Origin of the sequence: Paenibacillus sp. FSL P2-0136 (assembly GCF_037975325.1) — a bacterium.
In the GTDB taxonomy this organism is placed as follows: domain Bacteria; phylum Bacillota; class Bacilli; order Paenibacillales; family Paenibacillaceae; genus Paenibacillus_AQ; species Paenibacillus_AQ silagei.
The window spans coordinates 6013576-6035822 of record NZ_CP150244.1; the positions used below are offsets into that span (position 1 = coordinate 6013576).

Sequence of the window (22247 nt, forward strand, 5' to 3'; positions counted from 1 at the left end):
GGCCGAAAGTCCAAATGTTCACCGCAGTCGACGAGTTTAAGCTTTGCGTTACTGCCATTCCATCTCATATTCCATCTCATATTTCATCTCATATTAATATCTTCAGTCAGCTCCTTTACCATTTTGAAACTAATTGCCCGAAAGGTTAGGATATACTAGCCACAGATGAATCCTAAGGAGCGTAACTGTAATGAACAAATATACCTTCGGCCTCAGCAGCCTCTTATTCTTAAGCCTGATCGCCTCCGGCTGTGGCACCATGAAGACACCGAGCGATCTGCTTCAAGCCCCGGCACAGGGGAATAGCGACGGCAATCTTACCGGAATCGTCAAATCCTTTCTACCGGCCAACGCGCATTTAACGGTTCCCATCCACTCGGAATCCGGCAGTGCGATTCAATTACAGGATCTGGACAAGGACGGGCAGGAGGAGCTTCTGGCCTTCTACAAGACAGACAAAACCGATTACGAGATCAACACCCTTCTCCTCTCACAACAGAACGGCAAGTGGACCAAGCTGGCTAACCTTACCGGGGTAGGCAGCGAATTGAATGAAGTGTCCTTCACAGATGTTACCGGTGACGGAGCGGAGGAGCTGCTGCTCGGATACGGCGGCGGGGAGGGCTTAAGCAAAGAGCTGGCGGTCTACAGCCTAAGCGGCGGCAAGCTGACGGAGCTGCTTAAGCAGCCTTACGACCAGTTGGTCCTTGGCGACCTGACCGGGAGCGGCCATACCGACATTGCCTTGCTTCAGAGTACCTACACCACAGATAACCTCCGTGAGACCCATCTCCTGTTGCTCCGGCTCAAGGACGGTACGCTGCAGACCTTATCTGACCAGAAGCTCGATGGTAATGTCATCGAAGCCCAGTTCGGCAAGGCTTCCCCTACCCGGGAAGCAATCGTCATCGATGCCGCCATTGGCGCACATGCCTCCTATACTTCACTGCTAACTTGGGAAAAAGACAGGTTTACTGATATACTGGCTACAGATGATTATCAGCGTACTGCGCTCGCTGCAAGCAAGGATCTGGTGCTATCTCCGCCAGCCGTCTCTCCTGACCTGCTTGGCAGCAGCAGTATTGCAATTAAGGACTACCCGCAGTCCAGCCTGGATGTGAATAATGACGGGATCTTGGAATTCGGCTTCCTGGTGCCGCCAGCCGGTACGGAGAGCATGGCTCCCTTGGCGACCCCATTCATCACCAAATATTATCAGTGGGACGGACAGACCGGCCTGACCTTCGTGCAGGAGCAGTTCGACCGCTGGGGCTTCAACTTCCGTATTCCCAAGTCCTGGGCGGGCCAGACCCTGCTGGAGGTTCCGGAAGAATCACCCCAGCCCTGGGAGAAGCTCCAGTTCAGCTACAAGAATACCGGGTCTGCTGTGAAGGCTCAGCTGCTGGAGCTTCGCCTGCTGACGAAGAAGGCCTGGGCTGCCGCAGAGGTCCAGCTGAAGGCTGAGAATAGAGAGTATAAGCTGCTGTATGAGCAGGGGAACTCTAACAATGACACGGAGCCTACCCTATTCGTTGCCGTAATGCCCGCAGCGGATGCCGCCAGCAAGCTGCAGGGGGCCGATCTGCAGAATTATAATCAGCTGAAGCTGACATTAGATGAAGTCGTTCAGCTGGCCGGCACACCCCAGAAGCCCCGGCAATAAGAAGGAGAGCTGTTCATGAAAGTGCTGATACTGGAAGATGAGAAGCCTATCCGTGATCTGCTGTGTATCAACCTTAAGCGGGCAGGCTTCGAGATCGCGGAGGCTTCTACCGGTGAAGAGGCGCTGCGCATTGCAAGAGAACAGAGAGATTTTGACATCGCGATTCTCGACCTGATGCTGCCCGGACTCAGCGGGTTCGAGGTGTGCACCCTTCTGCGGACACACTTCCCCCGGCTGGGAATCATTATGCTCACCGCCAAAAGCCAGGAAATCGACAAGGTCATGGGCCTGGAATCCGGCGCAGATGACTATGTGGTCAAGCCCTTCAGTCCGGTAGAGCTGGTCGCCCGGGTGCGCTCGCTCTACCGCCGGATGTATCCGGGAGAAGTGCTGCCGCAGGAGAATCTTATCGAGCTGCCGCCTTTTACACTATTGCTGGATGAACGGAAATTATTGAAGGACGGGCAGGATATCCCGCTGACCCCAACCGAGTTTATGATCGTTAAGCTGCTGATGGAACAGCCGAACAAGGCCATGAACCGGGATGATATTTTGACAGCCGTATGGGGGCAGTACTTCATGGGGGATCTTAAAATTGTAGATGTGAATATCAGCCGAATCCGCCAGAAGATCGGACAGGAGTCCTCCGGGCCGCAGTTCCTCGAGACCGTGTGGGGATTCGGATATATTTGGAGGGGCTAATTGTGCTGAAGGGAATCAGGTCCAGACTTATCGTCTATATTACCCTTGTGCTGCTCCTGATCGTGCTGCTGCTGGAGGGAGTGTTCATCGCTGCTGTCCACTATTATTATCTGGGCAGTGCGATGGAGACATTGAATACAAGGGCCACGACTTCAGCGACCTTTTTCAATAAGTATCTGGAGAGTTATAGCTTGAATGAGCGGGCGCGTTATATTCTGGAGAATCTCTCCCCTGAGGAGAGCAGTAAGGTGGAAGTGCTGAGTCCAGCTGGGCACGTGGTCATTAATTCCTTCGGCTTCTCCAGTACAGAGCAGGTGAGTACCCCTGATGTGAGAGCAGCTCTAACCAGCGGCAAAGGAAGCTTTCAGAGCATCAAGCCAGTGAACGGGGAACGAATTATGGCAGTCTCTATCGCGCTGAAGGAGTCGGGGAGCACAATCGGCTTGCTGCGGTACTCGGTCTCGGCAGAGCCTTTATATCATGTTATAATCCGGATCGCACTCAATGCAGCCGTCATCGGGCTACTCGTCATTGGATTCGGCTTCATGCTCAGCCTGATTATCGCCAAACGGATCGTAGGGCCGATCCAGCAGCTGACCGGGGTCGCCAAGGAAATGGCCACCGGTAATTTTGCCGTCCGGGCAGCGAGGCGCTATGACGATGAAGTCGGCACACTTGCGGTAACGCTGAATTATATGTCGGAGGAAATTCTCAAGAGCGAGAAGCTCAAATATGATTTCATCTCCTCCGTCACCCATGAACTGCGGACCCCGCTTACCTCCATCAAAGGCTGGGGGGAAACGCTGCTGGTCGGTGATTTATCAGATAGGCAGGAGATCTTGCAGGGGCTTGAGGTCATGACCGGGGAGACAGACCGGCTGATCGGACTGGTGGAGGATCTGCTCGACTTCTCCAAATTTCAGGCCGGAGAGATCCGCATTGTGCGCCAGCCGTATGATCTCAGAGGCCTGCTGGAGGATCTGCTGCTGCAATTCAGATACCGGGGGCAGACGAAGCAGATCCGCCTCTACGCCGACCTTCCCGATCAGCCGCTGCCGGTGGACGGTGATTTTAACCGGTTGAAGCAGGTGTTTGTCAATTTGCTGGATAATGCTTTCAAGTTCACCCCTGCGGAGGGTGAGATCCGCCTTACCGCAGTGCTCGAAGGCGAACGGATAAGCGTCACCGTGGCTGACAACGGCGAAGGCATCGAGGCCGCGGATCTGACGCAGCTTGGCACCAAATTCTTCAAAGGCCGCTCCCGTCAGTCCGGCAGCGGCCTGGGCCTCGCCATCTGCAAAGAAATTATCGAGCTGCATGACGGGCGTCTGCGGATCGAGAGTGAGTTCACCAAAGGAACTTCGGTAATTGTTGAGCTGCCGCGCTACGAGGTGGAGCAGCATTTTGCATCACCAGTGCAGCTCTAGCTCTGTATCCCCCTGTGCTACTATAACTCTACCCGGGCTTGTCCGCTCCCGTGCGCGATTTCCACAACTGGCTTAGTCTCTATAGAGACGTTACCGGCCACGGCTCTGGAGATCATACAGGAGGCTTCAGCCTTATGTGCCAGCCGCTCTGCCATCTTCAGCTGCGCCGGTGTCGCACCAGCCTGGAGCACAATGCTAGGCTTGTGCACGATCTTTTCGTACGTGAACACATTATTCGTGACATCTACTGTCGCTTCAGACGCCAGGGTCAGGGCCTCTGGAACAATCTCCGAACGCTCCAGCATTGCGGCCAGAGTAATCAGGTAACAGGTCGCTGCTGCACCCAGCAGCATCTCATCCGGGTTCGTGCCGGTTCCCGGCCCGCCCATCTCCTGAGGAATCGATATAACCGTCCGCAGTCCGCCCGCATCAATATGCCCTTCGCTGTTCCGCCCTCCATTCCATACCGCCTTCAGGTGAAAAGGATGCTTCATCTCACTCCGTCCTTTCTTTTCTGCTTAGCTGATTTTACAGCCATCTCTACACTCCTACTGCAACTTAATCTCGTCAAAAAGCCCCGTCTGCTGATCAGGCTGATCCAGGTATGCAGTCTCATTCGCTGGACAGCTTCCGCCCAGGTACGTAGCAAAAAGCGCCTCTACCTGGGCCATAGTGACTGGCTTTGCGGAATCCTGCAATTCATATCCGAGCTGGCCGTTAGGCTCAATCGTCGCTGTTTTGACATCGCTGAGCCTGGAGATCCCCTGTCCCCGCAGGCTCATCTCCAGCTCATCGACGGTTAATCTAAGCTTCCTCAGATTCTTAGGCTGAAGCTGTCCCTCCGCAATAACAATAACCGCAGGCCCCTTAATTAGCCGCTCAAAAGCATTCCACCGTACCTGCAGCCATTCCACTAAAATTAACACTATGATGAATACGGCTGCTGCAACTATAGTAATCAGAATACTATGATCGGCGATCGGCTGCACAATAATCGTCCCAATTGAGATCATGGCGATCGTCGTAGGAATCGTCATCTGCGAGATCGATTTGCGGCCGGCCAGCCGCAGCACCAGCATCCCGACAATGATCAGCACCAGCGCCTTCCAGATTTCGCTCCAGATTTCATTCATCGCTCCGTCTCCTTTTGACAGTAGATAGGCTAGCTTTTGTCTTACAGGAGGCGAATATGCATATCTAGAGAATCGGAGCCCGGCACACGCCCGCCGGAATCCCCAACCGGTTGTAATGCTGCTTGATGTTGACAAGCGCATGCCCGCTGAACACCTGCGCCACTATGTCCTCCAAAGGTCCAGCCTCCACCTGCTCCTTCCGCAGCAGACGCTCCACCGCGCTCTTGATCTCCAAGGGGTATAGATTTCCCGCCACACTGGAGAGGCCATTGCAAGGGCCTGCGGCGAAATTCTCCACAAGCCTCATATCCCCTGCTGCAAAAAGAATGAACCCCTCCGGATACTCCACTCCCACATGCCGCTGCAAATCGCCTGTTTCCTTGTAGCCGACAATATTCGGATGGCGCAGGATTAACGTGTACAGCGACTCCGGGGTCAGATCAAATCCGGTCCGGCCGGGATTATTATACAGCGCTACGGGCTTGCTCGTATGACTAAGCAGTTCCTCCACATAAACAACCGCCTGTTGCTGCGTAGGCCGGATATACGGGGGAAATCCGATCAGCAGCACATCCATCACTGATGTCTCCACCGCCTGCACCAGCCGGACAGCATCACGGGTTCTTATCGCGGACACGTCGAAGATCAGCTCCATCCCCGGAGAACGCTCTTGATTGAAATAATCAATAATTTCTAATCTTTCCTCAATACTCAGCGAATGCTGCTCGCCAGTGCTTCCCGAGATAAGCAGCGATTCGATGCCGTTTTGCTGCTGGTAAGCCACGATAGGCGCAAATCCGTCTGTATTCAGACCCTCATCCCCATGAAAAGGCGTTGGAATCGCCACATTTAATCTTTTCATCCCCTCACCCCTTTCTGTCTTCTCTCTAATGTAACAAAAAATCCCGATGAATCAAGAGAGACTTGATCATCAGGATAAATTCAGTTCTATAGCAACACGGCTTCCCGCTTACTTAGCCTTACCGGCAGGCTCATAGATCAGACAACGCAGCTGTTTACCCGGATAGCGTAATTCCGCATTATATTTGCTGCCGTCTTCCAGCAACACATCCACGGCCACCATCCCGCGTGTATTGTTTACCTCAGTGCCCGTCAGATACGCCTTCACTATCTTTCTTTTCTCTCCCTGCTTGTCCTTTACAATCCGGGTAGCTTCCTTTACCCAGCTGTCATCCTTCTTCATGGCAGCCGCAGCTGCCGCGTCGATAGGGGTTCTTTTCATCACAGAGTTAAAAGCTGTCGTATCTACCACCACCCCGGTGTCAGGATCGATCTGCACACTATATTGCCAGTATTCCTGACCTTGTCCAAGCAGAGTAAGCGACTTATATGGTTCAGAGTGAACCGACCAAAATGAGGGTATGCCATAGCCCGGTTCATGCAGCATAACATTTGTTTTCAGCTTGGAGATATCGGCATCGAACAGCTTGCGCACACTTTCAGCCGCCCGTGCCTGTACTTCAGCCTTGCTGAATTTCTCCGGTACGGCAACGGCCGGAGCAGTTATATTACGTTTGGATGCCACAAGATTAACCCGGTAGGACCAGTCAATCATTTGCAGCAGCTCTTCATCCGTCCAGGTGCGCTCCGGTTGATAATACGTATTGGTCTTTATATCGAAATACACTTCTCCCTGCCCCGCCTGTAGCGGCAAAGGCTTCTGTGGCCGCACACCATCATAGACATATTGATCTTCCAGCACCCGCCTGCGATTGATCTCCGCTTCGGTCATTTCCCGGCCTGAAGTGTTCGGATCGCCCGGTAGCTCCATATAGTCGTAGATTTGCTGGATCTGCTCCTCTGTCATCTGCTTCAGCAGCAGATCATCATTCACGGTAGATACCGGCACGGGTGCCTCCACCTTCAGCACAGGAACGGCGCTTCCTGCCGGACTTGCCTTAGCACTGACCGGAGTTGCCGTACTGTACTTTGCGATGACTGCTGAGTTCGCCAGACTGGGGACAAGGAGTCCGCTGAATGCGAACATACCGCCTGAGCATAGGACAACTGCCATAGTAACAGACCACTTTTTCTTGTTCAATTGTATTACCTCCATCGGGATTCAGGATATTAACTCTATCCATAGCTTAATCCCGGGATATTATAGAGTAGAGGAGCAGTTGTTATGGAGTTGTAAAATAGCTTCACAAAGTGGAGCTTAAAAAAAGCCGGATGCTCGTCCCCTCACCAGGAGCAGATTGCAGCTCAACTCTGCCCTGATGCGCTTCGGCAATCTGGCGGCATAGAGATAGACCCAGACCTGCGTTGCCATAGGCCCGTGAACGGGATTGGTCTACACGGTAGAACGGCTCAAATGCCCGCCTGCTCTGTTCTTCTGTCATTCCACTCCCGCTGTCCTGTACTTCAAGTACCCCTTCTCCGTCCTGCTGATAGGCCAGCAAGCGGATTGTGCTGCCTGGCGGGGACGCAGGAATGGCATTCTCAATCAGATTCACCAGAAAAGCTGCCAGCAGATCCGCATCTCCCCATACGGCAGGAATGGTGCTATCCAGCTCCAGCCGTAATCCGTTATCTGTTACCCTCTGCTGCTCGGTCTGGGCCACTGTGTCGAACAGCGAAGCCACATCTACCTCTGCCAACACCAGCGGCTGATGCCGCAGAACGGACAGATCCAACAGTTTAAAAGCTAGATTCTTCAACCTCACCGTCTCGCTGAGAATATAGCGCCCCGCTTTGACCTGATCCTCCTGATCTATGTTAGCCGTGGTCAGCAGCTCCGCAAATCCCTGCATACTGGTTAGCGGTGTCCGCAGCTCATGAGCTAGATTATCGACCATCCGCTGTTTATCCTCAGCCATGCCTGCGAGATCGCTCATCCGCTGCTCTATCACAGTAGCCATCTTGTTAAAGTTGAAGGCCAGCTCTCCGAATTCATCCCTGCTGTTCAGCTCCACACGATTGGAATAGTCGCCTTCGGCAATCGTCTTTGTCGTCTCCGACAACAGCTTGAGTGGCTTAGTCAGATGCCGGATCAAAAGGTAGAGCAGTACCACAAGAAGCGGCCCTACAATCCAGTTAATCATCACAAAAAAACGGTTAAGCTCCTCCTGCTGAGCGTACAGCCCGCTGATATCGCGCTTGTATACCAGTTCCAAATGTTGATAGGGAGCCGGGAGCGGCATCGCTAACGTCATGATATGTTCTTCCTGTGCTGCACGCGTCTCCTCCTGACCGGGACTCACCCCGTCCTCAATGGGATACAGCAGCCGACCATTCTCACGTAGTTCCAATCCTATTCCCTGTTTGCGGTAATGCTGACCATAAGATTGAGTCACGCTTACCAGCAGTTCAGGGTTGAGCGACATCCCTCTGAACCGATTGGATTCCAGATTCTCATATATACTGTTTGTAATCAGCAGTTGCTCGCTGGCCGCGCGTTTACGCTCACTCGCCATGTTCAGCTGCCAGCTTTTTTTCAACACCATCACGACACTCACATCAAGGGCCGCTATAAACAGCACCAGGACAGCAAGAAGAATCTTATGCCAGAACCGCATGGCTAGACCTGAACTTCCAGCCGGTAGCCCAGCTTGAACACGGTTTTGATCCGTTCTTCCCAGCCCAGCTTTTTGCGCAGCTGCCGGATATGTACATCCACAGTACGGGTATCACCCGCATAATCATAACCCCATGCCAGTTCCAGCAGCTTCTCTCTGGAAAGAGCAATATTCCGGTTACGGATCAGCACTTCAAGCAGTTCGAATTCTCTGGCCGTCAGATCCACCAGCAGCTGATCCACCCACACCTGACGCTCCGTGAACCGGACTTCAACCCTATCGCATACAAAAGCAGAGGCGGCCTGTTCATTCCTCCGCAGCACGACATTAATCCGGGCCAGCAGCTCCAGAATCTCAAAAGGCTTAATAATATAATCATCCGCACCCAGCTCGAAGCCCCTGATCCGGTCAGAGAGTGCACCCCGGGCCGTAATCAGAATCACCGGAATCCGTAGTGGCGCAATCTGCTCCATCACCCCGAACCCGTCCAGTCCGGGAAGCATGACATCCAGCAAGATTAGATCCGCACGCTCCTTCTCCAGCATGTCCGCTACCTCCGAGCCGCTATAGGCTTTGGCATACGTATGTCCCACCAGCTTAAGATTCATCGTTATTAAATCATTAATCGCCTGTTCATCCTCAACAACAAGTATATGAGCCATCTGTCGAATATCCTCCTAACTCTGTAGCCACAGAATACCCTTTCATAGGTAACCTAATCTTAATCATACCAGATTCCAAAGCATCCATAACCTATAAGCCGAACCTGACCTTACACAACCGCCTGCCAAAAAATCCTGACAAATCAAGAACTGCTTGATCGTCAGGACTAGTTTGTTCATTGAACATAAGCTTCCCGCTTATTTCCCCTTATCGGCAGGCTCATAAATGAGGCAACGCAAAATCATACTCGGATAGCGAAATTCCGCATTATATTTGCTGCCGTCTTCTAATAACACATCTACCGCAACCATTCCGCGCTTATTGTTCACCACGGTATCAGTCAGATATGCCTTTGCGATTTTCCTTTGCTCACCTTGCTTATCCTTAACAATCCGTATAGCTTCCTTGATCCAGCTAGGATCCTTTTGGACTGATTTAGCCGCAGCCTCATCAATAGGCGTTCTTATCGCTGCCAAATTAACTGCTGTCGTATCCACTACCACTCCGGTTTCTGTATCGATAATCACATGGTAATTCCATACCTCCTGTCCTTGTCCCCGCATGGTCCGCTCCTTGTAGGGAGAAAAATACACCCACCATTGGGAAGGAAAGCCATATTCCGCTTTTCTCAGATTAGTTGCCATTTGCATCTTAGACACATCGGCATCGTAGAGCTTACGCACACTTTCAACCGCACGCATGATGAATTTAGATTCGCTGTACTTTTGAGGAAGAACAGGTTTTTCCGGAAAGCGTAGAGAGGCTGCAGACGCCTGGCGATAGTTCCAGTCTATAAGCTGCAGCAGTTCTTCATCGGTCCAAGTTCTATCTGGAACGTAGAGCGTATTGGTCTTTAGATCCAGATATAAATCTCCTTGTCCCGCCTCGAAGGGCAGGGGCTTCTGAGGCCGAAGGCCATCATACTCATACTGATCTTCCAGCACCCATTGACGCTTAGTTCGAAGGTTAAGCTCAGATTCGGTTTGATCCTGGCCGCCAACTACCGTGGGCTCAGGTGCTTTACTCAGAGAATCATAAATTTGCTCCATTAGCTCCTTGTTCATATTCTTCCGCAGGTAATCATCGACAGTAGATACTGGCACAGGTGCCGCTACTTTCAATACAGGAACTGTACTCTCCGGCAGTGTCAGTCTGAGATCATTCTGTGCTGCTGCGCTGCCTTTGGTGACAACAGCAGAGTTCACTAAGTTTGGGACGACAACAGCACTGATGGCGAATAACCCTCCTGCACATAACAGGACTGCTATAGAAGCAGACCACTTCTTCTTATTCAACGGGATAACCTCCACAGGAGTATAGTATTTTCTCTACCATTACCCTACTCTCAACATGTTATAAAGTAGAGTGACAGTTGTTATGGAGTTGTAAAAAGAGACCCTCGCCCGGAATAGAACAAACTCACCCTGCGGGTGAAAAATGCTGGTACCTCAACGCCTTCTGGTAGAATACATCCAGCCCATAGGCTATTTTCTCTCTCATCGGCCGCTTGTAAGGAGCAGCAATATTGCACTTTTTACAAGAATTCTTTAAAAAAGTTACGGGCTACGCTACATTGTTGCATTATTTGCACAAATTTCGGTGGTTAGAGCAAGTTAGCGCTGAATTTGTTGCATTTCGTGCAGGATTTCAGCATAGACCGCTTCTACGGGGCAGCATTGTTGCACTTCTTGCAGGATTTCTTTATAAATGTTACTGGCTGTGAAGCATGGGACCCATCCCTCGGCGCAGCAGCACCTATTGTGTTCAGATTTCCTAAAAAAACAAAAAGACCACTGTCGATTTCTCAACAGTGGTCATGTGTGCTTGGCAACGTCCTACTCTCCCAGGACCCTTCGGTCCAAGTACCATCGGCGCTGGAGGGCTTAACGGTCGTGTTCGGGATGGGTACGTGTGGAACCCCTCCGCTATCGCCACCAAACGGGCATTTGAATATCAAATGCTATTATTCAGGTCTCAGCATCGCCAAATGCTGAAAACAAATCTTCTTTACAGAGCTACTTGAGCTCCATAAATTACAATTTGATTCCTGAAAACTGAATCCGAAACGAATCTGCGAATTATTTTTTGGATAAGCCCTCGACCGATTAGTATTGGTCAGCTCCATGCATTGCTGCACTTCCACCTCCAACCTATCTACCTCGTCGTCTTCAAGGGGTCTTACATGTTGGGAAATCTCATCTTGAGGGGGGCTTCACGCTTAGATGCTTTCAGCGCTTATCCCGTCCGTACGTAGCTACTCAGCCATGCTCCTGGCGGAACAACTGATGCACCAGCGGTACGTCCATCCCGGTCCTCTCGTACTAAGGACAGCTCCTCTCAAATTTCCTGCGCCCACGACAGATAGGGACCGAACTGTCTCACGACGTTCTGAACCCAGCTCGCGTACCGCTTTAATGGGCGAACAGCCCAACCCTTGGGACCTACTTCAGCCCCAGGATGCGATGAGCCGACATCGAGGTGCCAAACCTCCCCGTCGATGTGGACTCTTGGGGGAGATAAGCCTGTTATCCCCAGGGTAGCTTTTATCCGTTGAGCGATGGCCCTTCCATGCGGTACCACCGGATCACTAAGTCCGACTTTCGTCCCTGCTCGACTTGTAGGTCTCGCAGTCAAGCTCCCTTATGCCTTTGCACTCTGCGAATGATTTCCAACCATTCTGAGGGAACCTTTGAACGCCTCCGTTACTCTTTAGGAGGCGACCGCCCCAGTCAAACTGCCCGCCTGACACGGTCCCCGTACCCGATAAGGGCACTAGGTTAGAACCTAGATACGATCAGGGTGGTATCCCAACGGCGCCTCCGCAGAAGCTTGCGCTCCTGCCTCCACGGCTCCCACCTATCCTGTACAGATCGTACCCAAATTCAATATCAAGCTGCAGTAAAGCTCCATGGGGTCTTTCCGTCTTGTCGCGGGTAACCTGCATCTTCACAGGTATTAAAATTTCACCGGATCTCTCGTTGAGACAGCGCCCAAGTCGTTACGCCATTCGTGCGGGTCAGAATTTACCTGACAAGGAATTTCGCTACCTTAGGACCGTTATAGTTACGGCCGCCGTTTACTGGGGCTTCGGTTCACAGCTTCGGATTGCTCCTAACCGCTCCCCTTAACCTTCCAGCACCGGGCAGGCGTCAGCCCGTATACTTCGCCTTGCGGCTTCGCACAGACCTGTGTTTTTGCTAAACAGTCGCTTGGGCCTTTTCACTGCGGCCCCCTCGGGCTATTCACCCTACCGAGGCACCCCTTCTCCCGAAGTTACGGGGTCATTTTGCCGAGTTCCTTAACGAGAGTTCTTCCGCGCGCCTTAGAATTCTCTTCTCGCCTACCTGTGTCGGTTTGCGGTACGGGCACCTTCTCCTGGCTAGAGGCTTTTCTTGGCAGTGTGAGATCATGACCTTCGCTACTATAATTTTCGCTCCCCATCACAGCCCAGCCTTAACGATGTGCGGATTTGCCTGCACACCAGCCTCACTGCTTAGACGGACATCCATCAGTCCGCGTCACTACCCTCCTGCGTCACCCCATCGCTCATAGCGGATTACGGTGGTACAGTAATTTCAAACTGTTGTCCTTCGACTACGCCTGTCGGCCTCGCCTTAGGTCCCGACTTACCCTGAGCGGACGAGCCTTCCTCAGGAAACCTTGGGCTTTCGGCGGATCAGATTCTCACTGATCTTTTCGTTACTCATACCGGCATTCTCACTTGTATGCTGTCCAGCGCTCCTTACGGTACACCTTCAACCCACATACAACGCTCCCCTACCCCAGATGCAAAGCATCTAGCCATAGCTTCGGTGGTGTGTTTAGCCCCGTTACATTTTCGGCGCAGAGTCACTCGACCAGTGAGCTATTACGCACTCTTTCAATGGTGGCTGCTTCTAAGCCAACATCCTGGTTGTCTGTGCAACTCCACATCCTTTCCCACTTAACACACACTTGGGGACCTTAGCTGATGGTCTGGGCTGTTTCCCTTTTGACAATGGATCTTAGCACTCACTGTCTGACTCCCGGCAAGAAGTAAATGGCATTCGGAGTTTGACTGAGCTTGGTAACCCTTGCGGGCCCCGCACCCAATCAGTGCTCTACCTCCACCACTCCATTCACCGAGGCTAGCCCTAAAGCTATTTCGGGGAGAACCAGCTATCTCCGAGTTCGATTGGAATTTCTCCGCTACCCCCACCTCATCCCCGCATTTTTCAACATGCGTGGGTTCGGGCCTCCAGTGCGTGTTACCGCACCTTCACCCTGGACAGGGGTAGATCACACGGTTTCGGGTCTACGTCCACATACTCAGTCGCCCTATTCAGACTCGCTTTCGCTGCGGCTCCGGCTTCTCACCTTAACCTTGCATGTTAAACGTAACTCGCCGGTTCATTCTACAAAAGGCACGCCATCACCCGTGCTGGACAAGTCCAGCATAGGGCTCTGACTTTTTGTAAGCACACGGTTTCAGGTTCTATTTCACTCCCCTTCCGGGGTGCTTTTCACCTTTCCCTCACGGTACTGTTTCACTATCGGTCGCCAGGTAGTATTTAGCCTTAGCAGATGGTCCTGCTGGATTCATACGGGGTTTCACGTGCCCCGCACTACTCGGGATCCGTCTCGGAGGGAACACAGTTTAGGCTACAGGGCTTTTACCTCTATCGCGGGCCTTTCCAGACCTCTTCGCCTACCCTATTCCTTTGTAACTCCATGTGAGACGTCCCACAACCCCAAGAGGCAAGCCTCTTGGTTTAGGCTGTTCCGCGTTCGCTCGCCGCTACTGACGGAATCACTATTGTTTTCTCTTCCTCAGGGTACTTAGATGTTTCAGTTCCCCTGGTCTGCCTCTGCATTTCCTATGTATTCAGAAATGAGTAACTGCGAATTACCACAGCTGGGTTTCCCCATTCGGACACCCCCGGATCAAAGCTTGCTTACAGCTCCCCGAGGCAGTTTCGTTGTTCGCCACGTCCTTCGTCGGCTCCTGGCGCCTAGGCATCCTCCGTGTGCTCTTAGTAGCTTAACCAATGCGTTCTCCCTAAGGAAAATCACGGTAGCAACTAATAACTATTTCCACTTGCTTACACAAGTTTCAGCTAAAAGATGTTCTAAAACGCAAATTCGTTTCGGTATCCAGTTTTCAAGGATCAAGTTGCTGTTATTATGAAACAATCACGACTGTGATGTTCGGAATAACAGACAGTGTTACTTGAGAGTTTGAGCTCTCAAAACTGACCAACGAGTGAGCAACTAGCCGACCGGCTAGATTTAAGATTTGAATGTCTTCATTGCAGAAGACGATTCTCCATAGAAAGGAGGTGATCCAGCCGCACCTTCCGATACGGCTACCTTGTTACGACTTCACCCCAATCATCTACCCCACCTTCGGCGGCTGGCTCCCTTGCGGGTTACCCCACCGACTTCGGGTGTTGTAAACTCTCGTGGTGTGACGGGCGGTGTGTACAAGACCCGGGAACGTATTCACCGCGGCATGCTGATCCGCGATTACTAGCAATTCCGACTTCATGCAGGCGAGTTGCAGCCTGCAATCCGAACTGAGACCGGCTTTGCTGGGATTGGCTCCACCTCGCGGCTTCGCTTCCCGTTGTACCGGCCATTGTAGTACGTGTGTAGCCCAGGTCATAAGGGGCATGATGATTTGACGTCATCCCCACCTTCCTCCGGTTTGTCACCGGCAGTCACTCTAGAGTGCCCAGCTCAACCTGCTGGCAACTAAAGTCAAGGGTTGCGCTCGTTGCGGGACTTAACCCAACATCTCACGACACGAGCTGACGACAACCATGCACCACCTGTCTCAACTTTCCCCGAAGGGCACCTGATGCATCTCTGCTTCGTTAGTTGGATGTCAAGACCTGGTAAGGTTCTTCGCGTTGCTTCGAATTAAACCACATACTCCACTGCTTGTGCGGGTCCCCGTCAATTCCTTTGAGTTTCAGTCTTGCGACCGTACTCCCCAGGCGGAGTGCTTACTGTGTTAACTTCGGCACCAAGGGTATCGAAACCCCTAACACCTAGCACTCATCGTTTACGGCGTGGACTACCAGGGTATCTAATCCTGTTTGCTCCCCACGCTTTCGCGCCTCAGCGTCAGTTACAGCCCAGAAAGTCGCCTTCGCCACTGGTGTTCCTCCACATATCTACGCATTTCACCGCTACACGTGGAATTCCACTTTCCTCTTCTGTACTCAAGTCACCCAGTTTCCAGTGCGACCTCAGGTTGAGCCCAAGGTTTAAACACCAGACTTAAATAACCGCCTGCGCGCGCTTTACGCCCAATAATTCCGGACAACGCTTGCCCCCTACGTATTACCGCGGCTGCTGGCACGTAGTTAGCCGGGGCTTTCTTCTCAGGTACCGTCACTCCGGCAGCAGTTACTCTACCGGACGTTCTTCCCTGGCAACAGAGCTTTACGATCCGAAAACCTTCATCACTCACGCGGCATTGCTCCGTCAGGCTTGCGCCCATTGCGGAAGATTCCCTACTGCTGCCTCCCGTAGGAGTCTGGGCCGTGTCTCAGTCCCAGTGTGGCCGTTCACCCTCTCAGGTCGGCTACGCATCGTCGCCTTGGTGGGCCGTTACCCCACCAACTAGCTAATGCGCCGCAGGCCCATCCCCAAGCAGCAGATTGCTCCGCCTTTCATTCTTCTCTCAGGAGAAAAAAGAAATTATCCGGTATTAGCTACCGTTTCCGGTAGTTATCCCAGGCTTGAGGGCAGGTTGCCTACGTGTTACTCACCCGTCCGCCGCTAAGTCTGAAAGGAAGCAAGCTTCCTCTCAAACTCCGCTCGACTTGCATGTATTAGGCATGCCGCCAGCGTTCGTCCTGAGCCAGGATCAAACTCTCCAAATTGGTATTTAGAAAGAGCGATTGCTCATTTTGAAACATCTGACGAGAATTTACATTCTCATTTTTGGATCTCGCCGAAGCGATCTCCGATACTCACTCGTTGTTCAGTTTTCAAAGATCAAGCTCGTTGTCAGTGTCGATCAGCTCGTCACCAGCAACTTTTATAATATAACATGGATCAGACAACTATGCAACTATTATTTCAAAAGTTCTTGCTGAAGCAATACCATCAGCTCTTCCGCAGTATCCCAAACCAGAGGACGTATCTCCTGAAGATGGATCCTTAATGTATCTGCCTCATCGCTTCTGACTGTCCAGATTACCGGAATATTCAGTCCAAGCGCATAGCCCGCTGCCAGATACACCTCAGATGACTGGCCTGTGAGGTCCGCAATAACCAGCTTACTGTCCGCCACAGGCTCCAGCGAATTCGCAGCTTCGTTCTTGCTGGCAAGCAAACGGGGGAAATAGCCCAACTGCTCGATTTTGGCCCACAGCTTGTCCTGCCACTCCGCCTGCAGCTTCTCATCATCCGGCAGAAGAACGGTGCATTGCTGTAAGGTCCGGCCTCCTGAGGCAGCCACTGCTTCCTCCCACCCCAGGGAGGTCAATGTGAAGTTCATGCCTTCCCGGACTAACAGATTCTCACCTTGCAGCCTGTCAATAATATAGACCAGCTCCTGCAGATTGGGAGAGTATGTCAGATTGTAGCTGCGGGACAGGGGATGAATCACTACGGGCTCCCCGGGGCCACTACAATGCCTATATATATACAGCAACAGCCGGGCTCCTTTATCCTCAGCCGTTACCGGAATACCCGGGGCATTCACAATATCCTCCAGATCGCCGAACGCAAGGATCACCTTCTCGCCACAATCCGTCTTTTCGCGGATATAACCTGAGATCAGATGCAGCATGTCCCGCTTCTGTTGGAACGAGAGCGCAAGAATTGATTCATAGCTGTCTCTAAGCAGGCCGTAGCTTCCGCCAGGAGAGCAGGAGCAGTCGATATACTGATCGTACTCACCGTCTGCTGTAATGCGGACAATCTGATCGCAGAATGCACAATGTTTCTTTTGCATAATTATCACCTCTTCAGAATAGCAGTCCCCCTACCTTACCAAGAATGTATTGAAAAGTGGACCGGAAATTCCTTCCTCCCCGACAGCTTGGCATGCCTGATTTCGGAATTATGCCAAGGAGATTGCCGAAGCGGAGCATGCGGAGTTCACCACATTTTAATTAAACTGCCAGCAGCTCAAGCTTAGATTGCCATACTGATAACTCCGGTGAAGCAGCTGCGCATTACGCCCCGGGTCTCCCGCTCCCATAGCGATGAACAGCGGAATAAAGTGCTCACTCGTTGGGACCGCCATCTCTGCATAGGGAGCAAGCTCATCATATTGGAACAGCGCTTCTGTATCCCATGCTTCCACCTTCTCCTGAATCCAGCGATCGAACTGCTCAGCCCAACCGTTGACCTCATCCGAATTCCAGTTCAACCTCCGCAGATTATGAACGGTTCCCCCGCTGGCGATGATAAGCACATCCTGTTCACGCAGCGCCGCCAGCGCCTTGCCGATCTCATACTGCTGCGCATTAGGCAAATCACGATTCACAGACATCGCCACAACCGGAATATCCGCCTCCGGGTAGAGGAGCTTCAGCACAGCCCATGCGCCGTGGTCGAGTCCTCTGGTCTCATTCCGTACACTCTCAATCCCGTGCGCAGTAAATAAATTCTGGATTTGATCCGCAAGCGCCCGGTCACTCTTTGCCGGATACGTCATCTGGTACAGCTCATCCTGGAATCCGCCAAAGTCATAAATGGTATCATACGTTGCCGCCGCGCCCACGGACTGCACGGGTTCCTCCCAATGCGCTGAGAAGAGAACGATAGCTTTCGGTTTGGGCATATGGTCCTTGAACTCTTTTAACAGCTTGGTGTAGGTATTATCTTCAAGAACGATAGATGGAGCTCCGTGTGCAAAAAAATAGGAAGGCATCATAGTCAATCACTCCTTATTAATGGTTAATCCGGCATCCTGCTTGAGCCATTGCAAGAAATCACGCTGGTTCTCTTCAGTTACGCCATGGTCGGACGGATAGAGTTTGAAGGTCAACCGTTCGGTTTGCCCCTCCAGATAGGCGGCAGTCTCATGTCCAATGCGCACCGGGAACACCGAATCGTATTCACCATGTGAAGCGAAGACAGACACGTTCTTAAGGCTGCGGAGGTTATACTCCATTTTCACAAATTCAGGAATATATCCATTCAGTGCTACAATCCCCTTCAGCTGATCTCCCATCGTAAGCGCAAGCGTCATAGACAGAATGGCCCCTTGGCTGAAGCCGAGCAAATAACGTTTGTCCGGATCGATCGGATACTGCTGCGTTGCATAGTGAATGAAGGTCTCAAGATCGCTGACAGCTTGGTCAAACATCTCGCGGATAGGGTTGCCCAGGCTTTTCAAATCATAATATTGATACCCCATACCCAGTGGCAGATTCCCGCGAACCCCGATAATAATGAACTCCTTAGCCAGCGGGGCCACCAGACCGAACATATTGCGCTCATCAGAGCCTTTGCCGTGAAAAGTAAAGATCACCGGGTATTTCCTGCCCTGCTCCAGCCCATCCGGTAGGTGAACATCATATGAATACTTAGGATTCATCTTATTTTCCTCCATAACTGAAGATTATCACTTGAATATTAGTTATAATAATATATTTTCTATATGAGTAATTTATCGCAATGCACATTGACTTGTCAACAATAAAATTGTTAATATGAAAATAAGTTTAGTATTACAAATATTATAGAGGTGTGATCCTATGGATATCGGCGCTACAATACGGGCAATCCGCAAGCGGAAAAATATCACCATCGCGCAAATCTGCTACACTACCGGCCTCTCCCAAGGCTTCATGAGCCAGGTCGAAACCAATAAGACATCACCTTCCATCGCTACACTGGAGAATATCGCCCAGGCTCTGAAGGTCCCTCTTGCTTATTTGCTGCTCAAAAAAGAAGAACGCATGCAGATTGTCCGCAAGGATGAACGGAGAATCACCACCAGCGGCGCAGCCGAGCTAAAGGTCGAACACCTCAGCTCCACCCAGAACGTCCGGATGTCAATCGTCGAGTTCCCTCCCGGTGCCATGATTGGAGATGCCCCCCATGCACATGAAGGACAGGAGGTTCATGTTGTCATTAAAGGAACCATCTATGCACAGCAAGGGGAAGATGGAGCTGAATTTACTGAGGGTGATTCCTTTAGCTGGAATGCCTGCACCCCCCATTCCGTCAAAAATACGGGAGAGGACACCGCGATTGTGCTAATCTCCATCTACACTGAAAGCGAAAACGGACAGGATGTCCTCTGAACATTCAAAAGCCCGTACTCTGGCCGGATAGGCAGAGTGCGGGCTTTTATTCACATATTCGCTATCTCATTATATTCAGCATGCTTCTCAATCTCCGTCACGATCATCTGCTGATTAATCTCTTGAATCTTATAGGCCTTGGCCTGTTCTCTGGAAGAGATCACTTTATACCCATCATCTTTATAAATAATGGCACAGTGATTCTCAATGGCTATGCCTGTTGTATCCATTCCCTTAACCATCTCCAAGAAATCTGCCTCGCGGTTGTCTTCATTATAATGAGGACAGTGAATTCCTGGTAAGATCCCCATCGCCTTCAATTTGATATAGATCCATTTCCCTTCATTATCGAACGCCTCTGAGTCACTATGACCGTATTCGTACCAGCAGATCGAACCCGCACTCATTCCTGACAGCACAACCCCCGAGTCGTACGCTTGCTTCAGCAAAATATCCACACCATGCTCCCGCCAGATGTCCAGCATCTTTCTCGTATTACCGCCACCCACATAGATTAAATCGGCGGATAAGATCATGTTTTCGATCTCTTCTGGTGCATATGTATTCTTCGTCAGTAGTAAATGCTGGACCTCACACCCTAAGCGGTCACCGTACACTAATTGAAAAGAGTCACAATACCCTTCCGCATCCATACTGGCTGTAGGAATGAACAACGCTTTGGGATTCTTTTTGTTCGTTAGATCTACAATCGTTTGATCGATTGCCAAAGTCTCCAATTCGCTAATCTCTCCTCCGCCAATCGCCACAATAATCCCCATCTTCATCACTCCTATTTATAATATTGAAGCAAAAAAAGAATACAAAAAAGTCCCGGATGCATTACGTCTTATTCAGACACACCGGGACTGACTTTGTTGTGAAAGTTATATAGGTTGGTTAAGATAATTCCCCCGCTGCCGCATCCCCTCAAACAGCAGGATCGTTGCGGCCATCGCGGCGTTCAGTGATTCGGCGCGGCCGGCCATCGGGATGAGGATGCTTTTGTCGACTAGACGGGCTGTCTCAGGTGAGATGCCTTGGCCTTCGCTGCCGATCAACAGCCACTGGCTGCCGTGAAAATCATGGGTGTAGCAAGAATCCTCCGCCGTCAGCGAGGTGCTGACCAGCAGCGCGCCGCGCTCCCGCGCCTGCGGCAGAATCGTGCCGAGCTCCCCCTCCACTACCGGGAGATGGAACATTGAGCCCATCGTAGACCGGATGGTCTTCGGATTGAAGAGGTCGGCGCAGCCTTGGCCGAGAATCACGCCGTCAGCACCGGCCGCATCCGCGCTGCGGATGATGGTGCCCACATTGCCGGGGTCCTGGACCCCGTCCAGCACCACAACCAGGCTGTCCTGCTTCGCCAGAATGGCCTCTATCCCCTTCTGCTCCTTCCGCACAATGGCGAACACCGGCTGCGGGGTGCCCGTGCTGCTGCACTTGGCAACCACCGCTGCCGACACGCCGATGACCTCCATACCCTGCACCGCCTGAAGCAGCGGCTTCAATTCAGACGGCATTCCTTTATCGAGGTCAAAGGCCAGGCATTCCACATCCGCTTCCGCCTGCAGCGCCTCCTGCACCAAATGAATGCCTTCTACGATATATTTACCGGACTTGTCGCGGTGCTTCTTCTCCTGCAGTCCGGCCCATTCCTTCACCCGCGTGTTCTGCGGCGACATAATTTCCATAGGGTCCTACCTTTCTGATGCTTACAGATTCCTATTGATAAGCCATTTCCAGCTTCGTCAGGTTATCCTTCCGTCCGACAATGACAAGGACATCACCATCGGTCAGGCGGTCCTCCGCTCTGGGGGATATATTCATTTCCTCGCCCTGACGGATCGCCATAACATTGCACCCATATTTGGCGCGTATGTCAAGCTCCTGCAGGTTCTTGCCCAGCATCGGTCCTGAGACCTTCATGTCGAGAATGCTGTACTCCGGTGACAGCTCGATGTAATCGAGGATGTTCGGAGAAGCGAGATGATGCGCCACCCGCATCCCCATGTCCCGCTCCGGGTAGATCACCTTATCTGCTCCGATTTTACCCAGCACCTTGCCGTGCAGCTCACTTTTGGCTTTGGCGATAATGGCAGGTACGCCCAGATCCTTCAAGATCAGCGTTGTCAGAATGCTGGCCTGAATATCCTCCCCGATGGCGACTACCACCACATCGAAGTTACGGATGCCAAGCGCACGCAGCGCCTCTTCATCCGTGGAGTCTGCAGATACGGCATGGGTCACAATATTGGAGATTTCCTGGGTGCGCTGTTCATCCGCATCAATGGCCAGCACCTCATAGCCCATCCCGCTGAGCGCCTTGGCCACACTTGAGCCGAAGCGGCCCATGCCGATGATCGCATACTGTTTTTTTGCCATTAAGCCTTGTCCCTCCCGCCCATATAATACATCTCACACAGTATAGCATAAGCCGTTATAAACTTGAATGTTCAGCGCTCCCGCAGGGCACCTTATAAGAAGGCTGCTTACCTGTCTAAGCCCCTGCTTTCGAAGTCAGTTTTGCGATGCTGATTCAGGAAGCAGATGCTCACAAAACTTTAAGGAGGCCGATTATGCCAGTCACCCTTGATTTGCGCCAGGCCATCATTCACAAGGTGCACGGCCAGTCCGAAGAAGGTCTGCGGGAGGTTATTGAGAATTCCGTGGACGGGCCGGAAGCCGCGCTTCCCGGACTGGGTGTCGTCTTTGAGATGATCTGGAAGGACCTCGACCCTGCGAAGCAGGACCGGGTTCTCTCTATGCTGCACAGACATCTGGACAAGCTTACCCCAGGGTCCATCACCTCCTAGAGGAGGCCCATCCCGTCAAAAACCTCCGCACCCCACCGTGCTGCTGCACAG

General features: G+C 51.9%; 18 protein-coding genes and 3 rRNA genes. 5 read left to right on the forward strand and 16 right to left on the reverse strand.

The window, feature by feature from the left end:
• Nucleotides 1-190: 190 nt before the first annotated feature.
• The 3 genes from NYE26_RS25490 to NYE26_RS25500 are packed head-to-tail and all read left to right on the forward strand — an operon-like array spanning nt 191 to nt 3792.
• The gene (locus tag NYE26_RS25490; RefSeq protein ID WP_339251061.1) at nt 191-1663 is read left to right on the forward strand and encodes a hypothetical protein; all 1473 of its coding nucleotides are present in this window, start codon (nt 191-193) and stop codon (nt 1661-1663) included.
• 15 nt (nt 1664-1678) lie between these two features.
• The gene (locus NYE26_RS25495) at nt 1679-2365 is read left to right on the forward strand and encodes a response regulator transcription factor (protein ID WP_209879141.1); all 687 of its coding nucleotides are present in this window, start codon (nt 1679-1681) and stop codon (nt 2363-2365) included.
• Between the two features lie 2 nt (nt 2366-2367).
• Nucleotides 2368-3792 (forward strand): HAMP domain-containing sensor histidine kinase, encoded by a 1425-nt coding sequence (locus tag NYE26_RS25500; RefSeq protein ID WP_339251064.1) that lies wholly within the window; start codon nt 2368-2370, stop codon nt 3790-3792.
• Between the two features lie 20 nt (nt 3793-3812).
• On the opposite strand, the gene NYE26_RS25505 is transcribed toward NYE26_RS25500, so the two are convergent.
• The 13 genes from NYE26_RS25505 to NYE26_RS25565 all read right to left on the reverse strand — a co-directional run bounded on the left by NYE26_RS25505 (nt 3813) and on the right by NYE26_RS25565 (nt 18671).
• Nucleotides 3813-4286: an OsmC family protein gene (locus NYE26_RS25505; RefSeq protein ID WP_076085265.1), complete on the reverse strand. Its 474-nt coding sequence runs from the start codon at nt 4284-4286 to the stop codon at nt 3813-3815.
• Between the two features lie 54 nt (nt 4287-4340).
• Nucleotides 4341-4925, reverse strand: coding sequence for a DUF421 domain-containing protein (locus tag NYE26_RS25510; protein WP_339251066.1), 585 nt, complete (start codon nt 4923-4925; stop codon nt 4341-4343).
• Nucleotides 4926-4989: 64 nt separating this feature from the next.
• Complete coding sequence (locus NYE26_RS25515; protein WP_339251068.1) at nt 4990-5787, reverse strand: dihydrodipicolinate synthase family protein; 798 nt, start codon at nt 5785-5787, stop codon at nt 4990-4992.
• Nucleotides 5788-5895: 108 nt separating this feature from the next.
• Nucleotides 5896-6987 carry a hypothetical protein gene (locus NYE26_RS25520; protein ID WP_339251070.1) on the reverse strand — a complete coding sequence of 364 codons (1092 nt, stop codon included), beginning with the start codon at nt 6985-6987 and terminating at the stop codon, nt 5896-5898.
• A gap of 103 nt (nt 6988-7090) precedes the next feature.
• Complete coding sequence (locus tag NYE26_RS25525) at nt 7091-8464, reverse strand: HAMP domain-containing sensor histidine kinase (RefSeq protein ID WP_339251072.1); 1374 nt, start codon at nt 8462-8464, stop codon at nt 7091-7093.
• A gap of 2 nt (nt 8465-8466) precedes the next feature.
• Nucleotides 8467-9126, reverse strand: coding sequence for a response regulator transcription factor (locus tag NYE26_RS25530; RefSeq protein WP_209879156.1), 660 nt, complete (start codon nt 9124-9126; stop codon nt 8467-8469).
• A 198-nt stretch (nt 9127-9324) separates the two neighbouring features.
• Complete coding sequence (locus NYE26_RS25535) at nt 9325-10422, reverse strand: hypothetical protein (protein WP_209879159.1); 1098 nt, start codon at nt 10420-10422, stop codon at nt 9325-9327.
• Nucleotides 10423-10949: 527 nt separating this feature from the next.
• Nucleotides 10950-11066, reverse strand: a 5S ribosomal RNA gene (rrf, locus tag NYE26_RS25540).
• Between the two features lie 146 nt (nt 11067-11212).
• Nucleotides 11213-14153 (reverse strand): 23S ribosomal RNA (locus NYE26_RS25545).
• Between the two features lie 285 nt (nt 14154-14438).
• Nucleotides 14439-15999 (reverse strand): 16S ribosomal RNA (locus tag NYE26_RS25550).
• Together the 16S, 23S and 5S rRNA genes form the textbook arrangement of a ribosomal RNA operon.
• A gap of 194 nt (nt 16000-16193) precedes the next feature.
• Nucleotides 16194-17078 carry a hypothetical protein gene (locus tag NYE26_RS25555; RefSeq protein WP_339251075.1) on the reverse strand — a complete coding sequence of 295 codons (885 nt, stop codon included), beginning with the start codon at nt 17076-17078 and terminating at the stop codon, nt 16194-16196.
• A 156-nt stretch (nt 17079-17234) separates the two neighbouring features.
• Nucleotides 17235-18005, reverse strand: coding sequence for a class III extradiol ring-cleavage dioxygenase (locus NYE26_RS25560; RefSeq protein ID WP_339251077.1), 771 nt, complete (start codon nt 18003-18005; stop codon nt 17235-17237).
• A gap of 6 nt (nt 18006-18011) precedes the next feature.
• Nucleotides 18012-18671, reverse strand: coding sequence for an alpha/beta hydrolase-fold protein (locus tag NYE26_RS25565; protein ID WP_339251079.1), 660 nt, complete (start codon nt 18669-18671; stop codon nt 18012-18014).
• A 160-nt stretch (nt 18672-18831) separates the two neighbouring features.
• On the opposite strand from NYE26_RS25565, the gene NYE26_RS25570 reads away from it, so the two are divergent.
• Nucleotides 18832-19383 (forward strand): helix-turn-helix domain-containing protein, encoded by a 552-nt coding sequence (locus NYE26_RS25570; RefSeq protein WP_339251081.1) that lies wholly within the window; start codon nt 18832-18834, stop codon nt 19381-19383.
• 50 nt (nt 19384-19433) lie between these two features.
• Here the strand turns inward: NYE26_RS25570 and NYE26_RS25575 are convergent, their stop codons facing one another.
• The 3 genes from NYE26_RS25575 to NYE26_RS25585 form a co-directional block, all read right to left on the reverse strand.
• On the reverse strand, nt 19434-20162 hold the full coding sequence (locus NYE26_RS25575) for a peptidase E (RefSeq protein ID WP_339251083.1): 729 nt from the start codon (nt 20160-20162) through the stop codon (nt 19434-19436).
• Between the two features lie 105 nt (nt 20163-20267).
• On the reverse strand, nt 20268-21074 hold the full coding sequence (locus NYE26_RS25580; protein WP_339251085.1) for an RNA methyltransferase: 807 nt from the start codon (nt 21072-21074) through the stop codon (nt 20268-20270).
• A 31-nt stretch (nt 21075-21105) separates the two neighbouring features.
• On the reverse strand, nt 21106-21765 hold the full coding sequence (locus NYE26_RS25585; protein ID WP_036700269.1) for a TrkA family potassium uptake protein: 660 nt from the start codon (nt 21763-21765) through the stop codon (nt 21106-21108).
• A gap of 194 nt (nt 21766-21959) precedes the next feature.
• On the opposite strand from NYE26_RS25585, the gene NYE26_RS25590 reads away from it, so the two are divergent.
• The gene (locus NYE26_RS25590; protein WP_036700271.1) at nt 21960-22196 is read left to right on the forward strand and encodes a small acid-soluble spore protein SspI; all 237 of its coding nucleotides are present in this window, start codon (nt 21960-21962) and stop codon (nt 22194-22196) included.
• Nucleotides 22197-22247 lie beyond the last annotated feature (51 nt).

Coding starts and splice junctions, on each gene's coding strand:
- NYE26_RS25490 (WP_339251061.1), top strand. CDS start 191: ATGAACAAATATACCTTCGGCCTCAGCAGCCTCTTATTCTTAAGCCTG.
- NYE26_RS25565 (WP_339251079.1), bottom strand. CDS start 18,671: ATGAATCCTAAGTATTCATATGATGTTCACCTACCGGATGGGCTGGAG.
- NYE26_RS25505 (WP_076085265.1), bottom strand. CDS start 4,286: ATGAAGCATCCTTTTCACCTGAAGGCGGTATGGAATGGAGGGCGGAAC.
- NYE26_RS25515 (WP_339251068.1), bottom strand. CDS start 5,787: ATGAAAAGATTAAATGTGGCGATTCCAACGCCTTTTCATGGGGATGAG.
- NYE26_RS25525 (WP_339251072.1), bottom strand. CDS start 8,464: ATGCGGTTCTGGCATAAGATTCTTCTTGCTGTCCTGGTGCTGTTTATA.
- NYE26_RS25510 (WP_339251066.1), bottom strand. CDS start 4,925: ATGAATGAAATCTGGAGCGAAATCTGGAAGGCGCTGGTGCTGATCATT.
- NYE26_RS25560 (WP_339251077.1), bottom strand. CDS start 18,005: ATGATGCCTTCCTATTTTTTTGCACACGGAGCTCCATCTATCGTTCTT.
- NYE26_RS25580 (WP_339251085.1), bottom strand. CDS start 21,074: ATGGAAATTATGTCGCCGCAGAACACGCGGGTGAAGGAATGGGCCGGA.
- NYE26_RS25495 (WP_209879141.1), top strand. CDS start 1,679: ATGAAAGTGCTGATACTGGAAGATGAGAAGCCTATCCGTGATCTGCTG.
- NYE26_RS25590 (WP_036700271.1), top strand. CDS start 21,960: ATGCCAGTCACCCTTGATTTGCGCCAGGCCATCATTCACAAGGTGCAC.
- NYE26_RS25570 (WP_339251081.1), top strand. CDS start 18,832: ATGGATATCGGCGCTACAATACGGGCAATCCGCAAGCGGAAAAATATC.
- NYE26_RS25555 (WP_339251075.1), bottom strand. CDS start 17,078: ATGCAAAAGAAACATTGTGCATTCTGCGATCAGATTGTCCGCATTACA.
- NYE26_RS25585 (WP_036700269.1), bottom strand. CDS start 21,765: ATGGCAAAAAAACAGTATGCGATCATCGGCATGGGCCGCTTCGGCTCA.
- NYE26_RS25530 (WP_209879156.1), bottom strand. CDS start 9,126: ATGGCTCATATACTTGTTGTTGAGGATGAACAGGCGATTAATGATTTA.
- NYE26_RS25575 (WP_339251083.1), bottom strand. CDS start 20,162: ATGGGGATTATTGTGGCGATTGGCGGAGGAGAGATTAGCGAATTGGAG.